Source organism: Polaromonas sp. (assembly GCF_036676035.1).
In the GTDB taxonomy this organism is placed as follows: Bacteria; Pseudomonadota; Gammaproteobacteria; order Burkholderiales; family Burkholderiaceae_C; genus Polaromonas.
On sequence record NZ_JAKFDR010000036.1, the window covers coordinates 1 to 12,041 of the forward strand.

General features: G+C 61.0%; 13 protein-coding genes. 6 read left to right on the forward strand and 7 right to left on the reverse strand.

What is annotated here, in order from left to right:
* Nucleotides 1-167: 167 nt before the first annotated feature.
* From V6M61_RS06155 to fdxA, 7 genes are all read right to left on the reverse strand, one after another.
* Nucleotides 168-299, reverse strand: coding sequence for a hypothetical protein (locus V6M61_RS06155; RefSeq protein ID WP_332775687.1), 132 nt, complete (start codon nt 297-299; stop codon nt 168-170).
* A 51-nt stretch (nt 300-350) separates the two neighbouring features.
* A complete protein-coding gene (locus V6M61_RS06160; RefSeq protein WP_332775688.1) occupies nt 351-1,283 on the reverse strand; it encodes an electron transfer flavoprotein subunit alpha/FixB family protein in 933 nt (310 codons plus the stop codon).
* Nucleotides 1,284-1,345: 62 nt separating this feature from the next.
* The gene (locus tag V6M61_RS06165; protein WP_332775689.1) at nt 1,346-2,095 is read right to left on the reverse strand and encodes an electron transfer flavoprotein subunit beta/FixA family protein; all 750 of its coding nucleotides are present in this window, start codon (nt 2,093-2,095) and stop codon (nt 1,346-1,348) included.
* A 73-nt stretch (nt 2,096-2,168) separates the two neighbouring features.
* Complete coding sequence (locus V6M61_RS06170) at nt 2,169-3,365, reverse strand: amidohydrolase family protein (RefSeq protein ID WP_332775690.1); 1,197 nt, start codon at nt 3,363-3,365, stop codon at nt 2,169-2,171.
* A gap of 29 nt (nt 3,366-3,394) precedes the next feature.
* A complete protein-coding gene (locus tag V6M61_RS06175; RefSeq protein WP_332775691.1) occupies nt 3,395-4,102 on the reverse strand; it encodes a TetR/AcrR family transcriptional regulator in 708 nt (235 codons plus the stop codon).
* Nucleotides 4,103-4,229: 127 nt separating this feature from the next.
* Nucleotides 4,230-5,003: a ferredoxin--NADP reductase gene (locus tag V6M61_RS06180; RefSeq protein ID WP_332775692.1), complete on the reverse strand. Its 774-nt coding sequence runs from the start codon at nt 5,001-5,003 to the stop codon at nt 4,230-4,232.
* A gap of 34 nt (nt 5,004-5,037) precedes the next feature.
* The gene (fdxA, locus tag V6M61_RS06185; RefSeq protein ID WP_332775693.1) at nt 5,038-5,367 is read right to left on the reverse strand and encodes a ferredoxin FdxA; all 330 of its coding nucleotides are present in this window, start codon (nt 5,365-5,367) and stop codon (nt 5,038-5,040) included.
* A 271-nt stretch (nt 5,368-5,638) separates the two neighbouring features.
* On the opposite strand from fdxA, the gene V6M61_RS06190 reads away from it, so the two are divergent.
* The 6 genes from V6M61_RS06190 to V6M61_RS06215 form a co-directional block, all read left to right on the forward strand.
* Nucleotides 5,639-7,282 carry a 6-hydroxynicotinate reductase gene (locus V6M61_RS06190; RefSeq protein ID WP_332775694.1) on the forward strand — a complete coding sequence of 548 codons (1,644 nt, stop codon included), beginning with the start codon at nt 5,639-5,641 and terminating at the stop codon, nt 7,280-7,282.
* A gap of 12 nt (nt 7,283-7,294) precedes the next feature.
* Nucleotides 7,295-8,203 (forward strand): UPF0280 family protein, encoded by a 909-nt coding sequence (locus V6M61_RS06195; RefSeq protein ID WP_332775695.1) that lies wholly within the window; start codon nt 7,295-7,297, stop codon nt 8,201-8,203.
* A 22-nt stretch (nt 8,204-8,225) separates the two neighbouring features.
* Nucleotides 8,226-8,879, forward strand: coding sequence for an amino acid synthesis family protein (locus tag V6M61_RS06200; RefSeq protein ID WP_332775696.1), 654 nt, complete (start codon nt 8,226-8,228; stop codon nt 8,877-8,879).
* 39 nt (nt 8,880-8,918) lie between these two features.
* Nucleotides 8,919-9,503: an amino acid synthesis family protein gene (locus V6M61_RS06205; RefSeq protein WP_332775697.1), complete on the forward strand. Its 585-nt coding sequence runs from the start codon at nt 8,919-8,921 to the stop codon at nt 9,501-9,503.
* Nucleotides 9,504-9,557: 54 nt separating this feature from the next.
* Nucleotides 9,558-10,757: an ABC transporter substrate-binding protein gene (locus tag V6M61_RS06210; protein ID WP_442957737.1), complete on the forward strand. Its 1,200-nt coding sequence runs from the start codon at nt 9,558-9,560 to the stop codon at nt 10,755-10,757.
* 96 nt (nt 10,758-10,853) lie between these two features.
* On the forward strand, nt 10,854-12,041 hold a 1,188-nt coding region (locus V6M61_RS06215), incomplete at its 3' end, for an ABC transporter permease subunit (RefSeq protein WP_442957736.1).

Sequence of the window (12,041 nt, forward strand, 5' to 3'; positions counted from 1 at the left end):
GGCAGGAGCCCACTGCGTTGTCACCCTTGCAGGGCGCGGCTCAGTCGCAGCCTGAGCCCGTTCGCGCTGTCCACTGGCACGCAGGTGCCAGCGGAGCCGCAGCGCTCACCCTTGCCTGGCACGCCGATCACGGCGCACTCGGGCGCATCCAACTGCCGTTTCCAGGTTCAATCCTGACGCTGCGGAAAACCGAGCGCGTGAAAAACCTGAATCGCCGCCCAGGCGTCGTTGGCCGAATCAACAATCTGGCAGTCCGACAGCTGCCGGTTGGCCCAGTCCGAGCCGGGCCAGGGGTTCAAGCCCTGCCATCTCCTCTTTGGCTGGTGGGGCGATATGCGGCATGGGCGGTCTTACAGCGCGTTCGTCAGTTCCGGGACGGCAGAAAACAGATCCGCCTCCAGCCCATAGTCAGCAACGCTGAAAATCGGGGCCTCGGGGTCTTTGTTGATGGCCACAATGACTTTGCTGTCCTTCATGCCCGCCAGATGCTGGATGGCACCGCTGATGCCCGCTGCAATGTACAGCTCGGGCGCGACAATTTTCCCGGTCTGGCCGACCTGCCAGTCGTTCGGCGCATAACCGGCGTCTACCGCCGCCCGCGAAGCGCCCATGGCGGCACCGAGCTTGTCAGCCAAAGGGGCCATCACTTCGTCAAACTTCTCCGCGCTGCCCAAAGCCCGGCCACCCGACACGATGACTCTGGCGGCCGTTAGCTCGGGGCGGTCATTTTTGGCAATTTCGCCGGCGATGAAGCGCGAGGTGCCGCTATCGGCCACGGCCGCGAGCTTTTCCAGGGCGGCACTGCCTCCTTCGTCGCGGGCCGGATCAAAGCCCGTGCTGCGCACCGTCAGCACCTTGGTGGCGTCGCTGCTGCGAACCAGGCAAATCGCATTGCCCGCGTAGATGGGCCGCTCAAAGGTATCGGCGCCGACGACTTTGGTGATGTCCGAGAGCTGGGCGACGTTGAGTTTGGCGGCAACGCGTGGTGCTGTGTTTTTGCCCGAAGCGGTGGCTGCAAAGAGGATGTGGCTGTAGCTGCCGGCAATCGTCAGGACCTGCGACGCAAGGTTCTCGGCCAAGCCGTGCGCCAGGCTTTCGCTCTCCGCGTGCAATACCTTGGCGACACCCGCAATGCGGGCCGCTGCGTCCGCAGCGCCGGCGGTATCGCTGCCGGCCACCAGCAGGTGGACTTCGCTGTGGCACTGCAGGGCCGCGGTGATGGTGTGAAGGGTGGTGCTTTTGATGCCAGCGTGGTCATGTTCGGCAATAACAAGTGCGGGCATTTTTTTGTCCCAAAAAATTTTGATCAGTTAAGGACAGCGCTGAAGGTCTGTCCCGCAAGGTTTCAGATCACCTTGGCTTCGGTTTTGAGTTTGGCAATGAGGGCTGCGACGTCCGGCACCTTGATACCGGCGCTGCGCACTGGCGGCTCGCTCACCTTGATGATGTGCAGGCGTGGCGCAACGTCCACGCCCAGATCTTCCGGTCTGACGATGTCGAGTGGTTTTTTCTTGGCTTTCATGATGTTGGGCAAAGTCACGTAGCGCGGCTCGTTGAGGCGCAGGTCGGCGGTGATCACGGCGGGCAGGCGCAGGGAAACAGTTTCCAGGCCACCATCGACTTCCCGCGTTACCTGGGCTTCGCCACCGACCACCTCGATCTTGCTGGCAAAGGTGGCCTGCGGCAGGTCGGCCAGTGCCGCCAGCATTTGTCCGGTCTGGTTGCAGTCATCGTCAATCGCCTGTTTTCCCAGGATGATGAGTTGCGGTTTCTCTCGATCAACCAGTGCCTTGAGAAGCTGAGCGACAGCCAGCGGTTGCAGCGTTTCGCTGGTCTCGACCAGGATGCCGCGGTCGGCCCCGATGGCCATGGCCGTGCGCAAAGTTTCCTGGCACTGCGCCACGCCGCAGGAAACTGCCACGACCTCATCAACCAGTCCCTTTTCCTTGAGCCTGACAGCTTCTTCGACCGCGATTTCGTCGAAGGGGTTCATGCTCATCTTCACATTGGCAATGTCGACGCCGGTTCCATCCGGCTTGACGCGAACTTTCACGTTGTAATCGACCACGCGTTTGACTGCGACTAAAACCTTCATCTGTAAACTTCCTCTTGACGGTTGATGGCACGGCGCAGGGCACGCGCCCCGGAAAACTCAGTGATTCATGGCGTCAGACAGGGCTGACGGTGCTGGGGATCTCCGTCGCCGGCGGGGTATTGCGGCTGCGGCCACAGCGCACCATGCCGTCAATCATGACCATGCCCACTCCCGGGATGTCGCCGCGCTGAATGCTGTCAAGGAGGTTGCGCCCGGCCGAATGCTGGGCCTTGTCCATGAACACGAAGTCAGCGGCTCGACCGACTTCGATCAGCCCGCAATTGAGATTTCGTATGCGCGCGGTATTGCCGGTGGCAAAGCAAAACGCCAGTTCGGCCGGGATGTTTCCCAGGCTGGACAGCAGGGCGATGAGCCGCAACATCCCCAACGGCTGCACGCCGGAGCCAGCCGGGCCATCGGTGCCCAGAATGACACGGTGCGGACATTTGAGCTGCAGCGCGGCTTGGGCGGCTGCAATCGCGACCTTCTCATTGCCGTTGTGAACAATCTCGATGGCGCGCGAGGACCTTTCGCACAGCTCGCAGACATGCTGCTCCGACAATGCCGTGTGCCCGCCATTGATGTGGCCAATGACATCAGCATCGGCTTCCAGCACCACATCCTTGTCAATCAGGCCGGAGCCGGGAATGGACGGGCCGCCGGTATGGATGGTGCTCTGGATGCCGTACTTGCGCGCCCAAGCCACCATTTCCTTGGCTTCGTAACCCGCCTTGACGGACCCCAGGCCGACCTCGCCGAGCAGGGTGACGCCGGCTTCGGCCAAATCCTTGAAGTCCTGCTCGACCATGCCTTTTTCGATGATGGGTGCGCCGGCAAGAACCTTGACGCCACCGGGGCGAAAATTGTCAAATGCGCGCTGCGCCGTGATGGCCAGCGCTTTCAGGCCCACGATGTCCTTGGGCCGCCCGGGCAGGTGAACTTCTCCCGCCGAGATCATGGTGGTGACGCCTCCGTGCATGGTGGAGTCGATCCAGCCGATCTGGTTTTGCCGTGGCGTCCAGTCACCAAATACCGGGTGGACATGGCTGTCGATTAATCCCGGGGCCACGCAGGTCTGGTGCGCATCGATGACGGTCTGCGCATGCTCGACGTCGCAGTCCTTGGCCTTGCCGACAGCCACGATCAGGCCATCGTTCACGACAATGGTGTCCGCGTCCAAAATCGGTTGGTCGATGTCTCCGGACAACAGCAAGCCGATGTTCCTGATAACGACTTTTCCTGATTTGCCGGTTGATACTGCTTCTGCCATGGGTTGCCTTTCAAATGATGGTGAGGTGATCAGGGAGCCCGCATGACAGTGCGCAGCACGGTGCTGATGATGAAGGCCTGCCACTGGGCCAGGGCTTCGGGTGTCTGCAGGTCTTCCCCCAGAAAGGCCGATAGCGTGTGGCGGTTGGAGACGTAGAAGTAGCCCGTTGCGGCTATCAGCAAGTAGACATTGCGTGCTGAGATATCGGTGCGAAACACGCCTTTCTGTGCCCCGCTTTCCAGCAGCTGGCTGATGATCGCTATGGCCGGAGACGAGTACTCCCTGGCGCGCATCGACTTCGCGATATGTTTGCCCCGATGCAGGTTTTCCGTATTGAGCAGCGTGATGAATTCGGGGTTCTTGTTGTAATAAGAGACCACGAAACAAATGACCTCCTTGAGGGACTCCACCGGCTGCTCGATGTCCAGCGTCAGTTCCAGTTCCGCATCGTTCATTCGGCGGTACATGTCTTCCAGTACCTCGATGAACAAGCCTTCCTTGCTGCCGAAGTAGTAGTAAATCATCCGGTCGAACGACTTGGCCGATTGGGAGATTTTTTCAACGCTGCCACCCTCGTAACCGTAACGGGCGAAGACCTTGGTAGCGGCACGCAGGATGTTGTCGCGTGTGGTTTGCGCCGCCTGTTCCCGCACGCCGGGTCGCTTGGCTGGCGTGCGCCGGGAGACCGATGAACGAGGTTTGGTGGTCTTGGCAGTCACGGCTGTCTTCGCTGTCATGGGTGCACTCCCGGTTGCGGTTTATTTTTTGTCAGGAGGCAATTTTCTGCAGGGCCGCCCCAAGGAAAATTAGCCCCCTCGGGGGGCAGCGTAGTACGCGAAGCGACAAGCGTGGGGGCCATCCTCTTCATTGCTCGGCAAAAGCGCGCTCAATGACGAAGTCGCCAGGCTTGGAGGTGTTCCCCTCGTGGAAGCCGGATTTTTCAAGCATGTGCTTCAAGTCTTTGAGCATCCCCGGACTGCCGCAAATCATGACGCGGTCATGCGCAGGGTCCAGCGTGGGCAATTTCAGGTCGGCAAACATCTTGCCGCTTTCCATCAAGTCAGTGACGCGGCCCATGTTCCGATAGCTTTCCCGGGTCACGGTCGGGTAGTAAAGAAGCTGATTGGAGACTAGATCCCCGAGGAACTCGTGCTGCGGCAGGTGCTCAACGACCAGATCGTGGTAGGCCAGTTCGTCGGTCTGGCGCACGCCATGCACAAGAACGATCTGCTCGAATTGCTCATAAGTCGCCGGATCACGAATGATGCTCATGAAGGGGGCCAGGCCGGTCCCGGTCGAGAGCAGATAAAGCCGCTTGCCCGGAAGCAAGTAGTCAATGACCAGCGTGCCGGTGGGTTTGCGGCCCACGATGATGGTGTCGCCGACCTTGATATGCTGAAGCCGGGATGTCAAGGGGCCGTCGGCTACCTTGATGCTGAGAAACTCGAGATGTTCCTCATGGTTCGGGCTCACGATGCTGTAAGCACGCAGCAGCGGTTTGTCGTTGACCCGCAGGCCTATCATCGTGAAGTGGCCGTTGCTGAAGCGCAAGGATTTATCGCGGGTCGTGGTGAAGGTAAACAGCTTGTTGGTCCAATGGTGGACGGACAGGACACGTTCTTCGTTAAAAGCGCTCATGGTGATGGACTATTGGGTGGGTGGGTTGAGGTCTTCAGCGGTCGAGATTGATACTCGCCAGCTTAGCGGTTTTGTCTTTCCATTGCTCCGCTGTCGGCAAGGGTGCGGTGCGCTTGGAGAGCGTGGGCCACAGCTTGGCCAGGCGCTCGTTAAGCTCTAAAAAGGGTTTGAACTGCTCGGGTGTGTCCGCGTCCGCATAGATGGCGTTGACAGGGCACTCCGGAATGCAGACGGCGCAGTCTATGCATTCGTCCGGATCAATCACCAGAAAGTCGGGGCCTTCCTTAAAGCAGTCCACCGGACAGACATCCACGCAATCGGTGTATTTGCATTTGATGCATGCGTCAGTTACTACGTGGGTCATATATGTGCTCCTTCATGGCGTGGGCCAAGGTGGCGGGCGGTCATCCAATGGCGTCAATGTGCCATATTAATGTAGTGAACGCAACATTTAAATGTAGCGAGCACAACATTTTTTAAATAAATTCAAAAATGACGCGTAAACACTATTGCTTCGGAAATCCGTATGCGCTACATTGATCCGAAATGTAGCGAATACAACATTTAAGTTAAGCGCGCACTACATATAAGGCGATGACCTGGATGGGCGGGCGGGCAGCAAGAAGGCAACCACGATGACCGAGCATACAAAGACGGACGGATTACCAGGCATGGATGCGCCAGGCCCTCTCCAGGTCATGGAGAAGGCCCGGCCGCGCAATGAACGGATGAACAGCGAAAAGATCGAGTGCAATGCATGCCCTGTGCTTTGCCAGATTTCGGACGGCCGCAGCGGCGCATGCGACAGGTATGCCAACCGCGGCGGCACCCTGGTCCGCGTCGATCCTGTGCTGTTGTTGCGCCGTAGCCTGGCCGACAAGGAGGCTCGTGTTGTTCCTTTCGTCGGGCGCGTGGCTGTCGATAGTCCGGCCGAGCAAGCCATGCCGCCAGAAGATGTGCCGGCTGCCGCGGTGACGCCGCAGTGGAGCGGAGACCTCCTGTTGGCTGACGAGGTTTTTATCACCGGCGTTGGCTCATCGACGACCTACCCTGATTACAAGCCGGCCCCCTTCATCGTGTCGTCCAAGGCGGCGGGTGTCGACCTGGTCACCGTCGTCACCGAGGGGATATTCAGTTACTGCAGCTTCAAGGTAAAGATAGACACCGACCGCTTCCTTGGCGCGGAGCAGGCCAATGTTCGTGTCAAAGGCGAGGTCGTCGGCCATGTGACGACAGCGGAGTACGGCTCCCAGATGCTGTCCCTGGGCGGCGTGCATCATCTGACCGGCGGCAGCAAAAAAGAGGGTCGCGTGACGGTTGAGATGATGAAGGCGCTTGGCAACAAGCAGGCGGTGGAGTTCACGATTGACGGCGGTTCCCAGATACTGATACAGGCAGGCCGCGCGCCCATCGTGAACGGGGTCGAGGAAAGGCGCATGCGGGTGGGTTGCGGCTCGGCCACCGTCGGAATATTTGCGAAACAGCTGTTTGGCAAACTTGACGAGGTGGTTGTGGTCGACGATCACATCACCGGTGTGCTGACCGAGCATCAGGCGGGGCGCTGCCTGGACATGCGACCGTCAGGGATAAAGATGCGTGGCCGAAAATCCACGCCAGGACGCTATTTTCAGGTCGCCAATCCCGGTACGGGATGGGGCGGAACGGACATCGCCGACCCCTTGTCCATCATCGAAGGCTGGGACGCCGAAGCCGCGTGGCCGGGCTTGCGTCTGTTGATGACCTCGACCACCGGCGAGCACGCGAGCTGGTACGTTCTCGATGAAGCGCTCAATCCCGTGGAGCAGGAAATGCCGGCCGAAGTGCGCCGCATCGTTGAGCGTATCGGAGAGAACTGCGAGCCATCCCTGTCCACCGTGCTGTTCCTCGGTGGGGCCGGCGGCAGCCTGCGCGCCGGCGTCACGGAAAACCCGGTTCTGCTGACCCGTGCCATCAAGGACGCACTGGTGAATGTCACCTGCGGCGGTGCCCCTGCCTACGTCTGGCCCGGCGGTGGCATCACCGTGATGGCCGACGTCATGCGCATGCCGGACAACAGCTTCGGAACGGTGCCGACCCCCGCCATCGTGGCGCCTATTGAATTCAGCATGAAGCTTGACGACTACCGCGCGCTGGGGGGCCACATGGACTATGTGCGTACGCTGGAAGATGCACTGCGCCGGGGTGCCTGGCACAACGAAGGTGCGCCCTCGGCGCGAGAGTGGCTGCAATTGTCCCCGGCCAATCCGTGGCCGCTGGCGCGACCCCCCTTGCTCGGCTGAAACGCAGCAGCCATGAATGCCCAACGCACGCAACTGGCCGATGGCCGCTGGCATTTCCAGCATGGCCCGATGGACATCATCATTGGCGCAAGCGGCAGCCCGGCATCCGTGGAAATGGCCCATGCGGATGCGTGGAAACGCTTCACCGGCATTCTCGATGAATTGGTGCAGGAGCTGGCTGTTCTGCGGCGCCCGGTGCGCGGCGCCTGCCCGCTGCGTGGCCCCATCGCCCGGCGCATGTGGCATGCATGCCAGCCGTACCAAAGCCGTTTCATCACCCCGATGGCAGCGGTTGCCGGCGCGGTCGCGCAAGAGCTCGTTGCGTGTTACGCCAAAAGCGGCGTGACGCGGGCATGGATCAACAACGGAGGCGACATCGCCTTGCACCTTGCGCCATCGCAGTCGGTGCGAATCGGTCTCTATGCCAATCTCGCCCGCCTGGATCTGGACGAAATTCGGGACGGCATCCGTACGGACGGCCAATTTGAAGTCGCCAGCGTGCTGCCGGTCCGCGGGGTTGCCACCAGCGGATGGCGCGGCCGGAGTTTTTCACTGGGAATCGCCGACAGCGTCACGGTGCTGGCGCGTACGGCCTCCGAGGCCGACGCCGCTGCAACCATCATTGCCAATGCCGTCGATGTGGCTGACGCGCGTATCGTGCGTCGACCCGCCTGCGAACTGAAGGACGACACCGACCTGGGCTCCAGACCCGTCACGGTGGATGTCCCGCCGCTCGAGCCGGCATTGGTGGAGCAGGCCTTGCGCGCGGGCCTGAGGCGGGCACACGAGTTGCGCGCCGCCGGGCTGATCTGGTCCGCCGCGCTGGTTTGCCAGAATCAGATCACGACCACAGGCAATACGGCCCTGGGATTGTTGGAAAACCGGCGAATCGACATGCAGGTTGGTTCGGTATTTGCTTAATGAAACAGATGGACTCAAAGCGATGATTGACATACGACGCATCTTTACGCACGTGGAGCAAATTCAGCACGAATTTGGCCCGGTGGCCAGTACACCGCTGCTGCGCGGGGCGATTGCCGCCGTGCTGACCAATCCGTTCGCGGGGCGCTATGAGCCCGACATCTTGCCGATGATGGATGAGCTTCAGCCTGTCGGTCTCGAGATGGCCCAGCGCCTGCGCGCGGCGATGGATGTGCCGGCGGACCGCATCGAAGGCTACGGCAAGGGTGCCATTGTGGGCGCGGCGGGAGAGCTTGAGCACGGTGCGCTCTGGCATGTGCCGGGAGGTTACGCGATGCGCGAGCTGCTGGGCTGGAAAGGTGACCGCAATGCCTATGCCAAGGGACAGGCCGAAGAAAAAACCGGGCAGCCCGCTAATCAACAAGCGAATGCGCTGTCCATCGTGCCGTCAACCAAAAAGGTGGGTGGGCCGGGCACTGCACTGGATGTTCCGCTGACGCATGTCAACGCCAGTTACGTGCGCAGTCATTTCGATGCCATCGAAGTGCGGGTTCCGGGCGCGCCCCTGCCGGACGAAATCGTCTTCATTCTTGCGATGAGCACCGGCCCCCGCATCCACGCGCGGGTGGGCGGGCTGGCTGCCAGCGCCATCAGCAAGTGGGATGGTTTGCGCTGACGCGGCATCGCACCTAACGACAACACTCAAGGAAAAACCATGACAGCCAGGATTCGAAAAATCATTGTCCAGGTCGATGAGACCCGTGTCGAGATGGGCAGGGCCGTTGATCCGCCAACGCGCAAGGCGCTGGCCATGGCGGTGATCGACAACCCTTTCGCCGGAACTTACACGGAAAACCTTGATGAGCTGATCGCCATAGGCGAAGAGCTGGGTGGCCTGCTGGGGAAAAAGTGCGTCGAAGCCTTGGGTATCTCGCCTGGCCAGGCGCAGAGTTATGGCAAGGCGGCGATTGTCGGCGAAGCCGGCGAGCTTGAGCATGCGGCTGCCATCCTGCATCCCAGGCTGGGTGCGCCGCTGCGTCTGGCGGTTGAAAAAGGCGCCGCCTTGGTGCCTTCCAGCAAAAAGCGGGGTGGCCTCGGCACCGCGATCGACGTTCCGCTCGGGCATAAGGACGCGGCTTTTGTGCGCAGCCACTTCGATGCAATGGAGGCGCGCGTTGCCGATGCACCGCGTGCCAATGAAATTGTGGTCGCTGTCGTTGTGACAGACAGCGGCCGACCCCTTGCGCGCGTGGGCGGACTGCAGGTCCACGAAATCAAAGGTGAAGATGGACTCCGGTAAGCCGGGCGCATCACAAATTAATCCGATCCACGACAAGCAGGAGTTTTTATGAACATGCAACACAAAATACTGAGCGCCGTGACCTGTCTTGGTCTGATGGCCTCGCTGGTGACCGCTCAGGCACAAGACGTCATCAAGATTGGCGAGATCAACAGCTACAAGGCCCAGCCGGCCTTTCTGGAGCCCTACAAGAAGGGCATGGAGCTGGCCATCGAGGAAATCAACGCCTCCGGCGGCGTCAACGGCAAGAAAGTGCAGCTGGTCATCCGGGACGACAACGCCAATCCCGGTGACGCAGTGCGAGCTGCCGAGGAACTTGTCTCACGTGAGAAGGTGGATGTGCTGACCGGCTCCTTCCTGTCCCACATTGGCCTGGCGCTGACGGACTTTGCCAAACAGAAGAAGTTTTTCTTCCTGGCCGCAGAACCGCTGACCGATAAAATCGTCTGGCAAAACGGCAACCGCTACACCTTCCGCCTGCGCACCTCGACCTATATGCAGGTGGCCATGCTGGTTCCGGAAGCTGCTGCAATGAAGAAAAAGCGCTGGGCGGTGGTGTACCCCAACTATGAGTACGGCCAGTCCGCAGCGGCCACCTTCAAAACGCTGCTGAAGGCGGCCCAGCCCGACGTGGAGTTCGTCGCCGAGCAGGCGCCACCCCTGGGCAAGGTCGACTCCGGCAGCGTGGTGCAGGCCCTCGCCGACGCCAAGCCTGACGCCATCTTCAACGTGCTGTTTGGCGCCGATCTGTCGAAGTTCGTTCGCGAAGGCAACACCCGTGGCCTGTTCCAGGGCCGTGAAGTCGTGAGTCTGCTGACCGGCGAGCCCGAGTACCTGGATCCTTTGAAGGAAGAAACGCCCAATGGCTGGGTCGTCACCGGTTACCCCTGGTACGGCATCCAGACGCCGGAGCACAAGGCATTCTTTTTGGCTTACCACGGAAAATACAAAGACTATCCCCGCCTGGGCTCCGTCGTCGGCTACAGCGCCATCAAGTCCCTGGCCGAAGGCATGAAAAAAGCCAGGTCGACCGATACGGAAAAGCTGATTGCAGCCTTTAGCGGCCTGCAGGTAAAAACGCCCTTCGGCCCTGTGGTTTACCGTCCGGAAGATCACCAGTCCACCATGGGCATCTATGTCGGGCGCACCAAAAACGAAGGGGGCAAAGGCGTGATGGTCGACTACCGCTACATGGACGGTGCGAAGTTTCAGCCTGGCAATGCAGAAGTGAAAAAGCTGCGCGCCGCTGACTGACAAGGCGATGCGCCGCGAAACCCCGGTTGGCACCCCGCAGTTCAAGCACGCGGGTGCCAGCCGGGCGTTTATTTCTCCCGCAGTAAAAGGTTATCCATGAGCTTTTCAGGCTTTATCGTCCAGCTGCTCAACGGCCTTGCCGGTGCGTCGTCGCTGTTTCTGGTGGCGGCCGGGCTGTCGCTGATCTTTGGTGTCACGCGCATCGTCAATTTCGCGCATGGTTCGTTTTTCATGGTCGGCATTTATGTGGCCTATTCGCTGGTGGCCACCCTGGGCAGTACCCTGGGTTTCTGGCCGGCCTTGCTGCTCGCGGCCCTGGCCGTGGGCGTCCTCGGTGCGCTGGTGGAAGTCCTGCTGCTGCGCCGCATTTACCATGCACCGGAGCTGTTTCAGCTGCTCGCCACCTTTGCGCTCGGCCTGGTGATCAAGGACGGGGTACTCTGGTTTTGGGGTGCGGAAGAACTGCTGGGCCCCAGGGCGCCCGGTTTGACCGGCTCGGTCTCCATTCTCGGACGGCAATTTCCCTCGTACGACCTGTTCCTGATCGTTGCCGGGCCCGTGGTTCTCGGCCTGCTCTGGTTGCTGCTGACGAAAACCCGTTGGGGAACCCTGGTGCGCGCCGCCACCCAGGACCGGGAGATGGTGAGTGCGCTCGGGGTCAACCAGGCCTGGCTGTTCACCGCCGTCTTTGCGCTGGGTGCATTCCTGGCCGGCCTGGGCGGGGCGCTGCAGCTTCCGCGCGAGCCTGCCAATCTGGAGATGGACCTGAACATCATAGGCGCCGCATTTGTGGTGGTGGTGGTTGGCGGCATGGGTTCCCTTCCGGGGGCGTATGTGGCGGCACTGCTGATCGCTGAGCTCAAGGCAATCTGTATCTGGCTCGGCCTGGTCGAAATTGCCGGCATCAGCATTTCCTTTTCCAAGCTCACCCTGGTGGTGGAATTTCTGGTGATGGCCGCCGTGCTGGTCGCCCGGCCATGGGGCCTGTTCGGCAAAGCGCAGGCGGCCAGCCACCATGCCGGCACGGCCGAGGAGCCGCTGCGTCCGCCGGAGCGCCTTTACAAGTACGGCGGCGCAGCCCTGTTGGCGCTGCTGGTTCTGATGCCTGCGCTCACCGCGCAGTCGCCCTACGTCACCGTCCTGCTGATTGATTTGCTGGTTGCCGTGCTGTTTGCGGCCAGCCTGCATTTCATCATGGGGCCGGCCGGCATGCACTCGTTCGGGCATGCGGCCTACTTTGGCCTGGGTGCCTACGGTGCCGCGCTGCTGGTGCGCAGCCTGAAC

Bases quoted from the DNA above. Each gene is read 5' to 3' on its own strand.
- V6M61_RS06160 (WP_332775688.1), bottom strand. From the start codon at position 1,283: ATGCCCGCACTTGTTATTGCCGAACATGACCACGCTGGCATCAAAAGC.
- V6M61_RS06165 (WP_332775689.1), bottom strand. From the start codon at position 2,095: ATGAAGGTTTTAGTCGCAGTCAAACGCGTGGTCGATTACAACGTGAAA.
- V6M61_RS06170 (WP_332775690.1), bottom strand. From the start codon at position 3,365: ATGGCAGAAGCAGTATCAACCGGCAAATCAGGAAAAGTCGTTATCAGG.
- V6M61_RS06175 (WP_332775691.1), bottom strand. From the start codon at position 4,102: ATGACAGCGAAGACAGCCGTGACTGCCAAGACCACCAAACCTCGTTCA.
- V6M61_RS06180 (WP_332775692.1), bottom strand. From the start codon at position 5,003: ATGAGCGCTTTTAACGAAGAACGTGTCCTGTCCGTCCACCATTGGACC.
- fdxA (WP_332775693.1), bottom strand. From the start codon at position 5,367: ATGACCCACGTAGTAACTGACGCATGCATCAAATGCAAATACACCGAT.
- V6M61_RS06190 (WP_332775694.1), top strand. From the start codon at position 5,639: ATGACCGAGCATACAAAGACGGACGGATTACCAGGCATGGATGCGCCA.
- V6M61_RS06195 (WP_332775695.1), top strand. From the start codon at position 7,295: ATGAATGCCCAACGCACGCAACTGGCCGATGGCCGCTGGCATTTCCAG.
- V6M61_RS06200 (WP_332775696.1), top strand. From the start codon at position 8,226: ATGATTGACATACGACGCATCTTTACGCACGTGGAGCAAATTCAGCAC.
- V6M61_RS06205 (WP_332775697.1), top strand. From the start codon at position 8,919: ATGACAGCCAGGATTCGAAAAATCATTGTCCAGGTCGATGAGACCCGT.
- V6M61_RS06210 (WP_442957737.1), top strand. From the start codon at position 9,558: ATGCAACACAAAATACTGAGCGCCGTGACCTGTCTTGGTCTGATGGCC.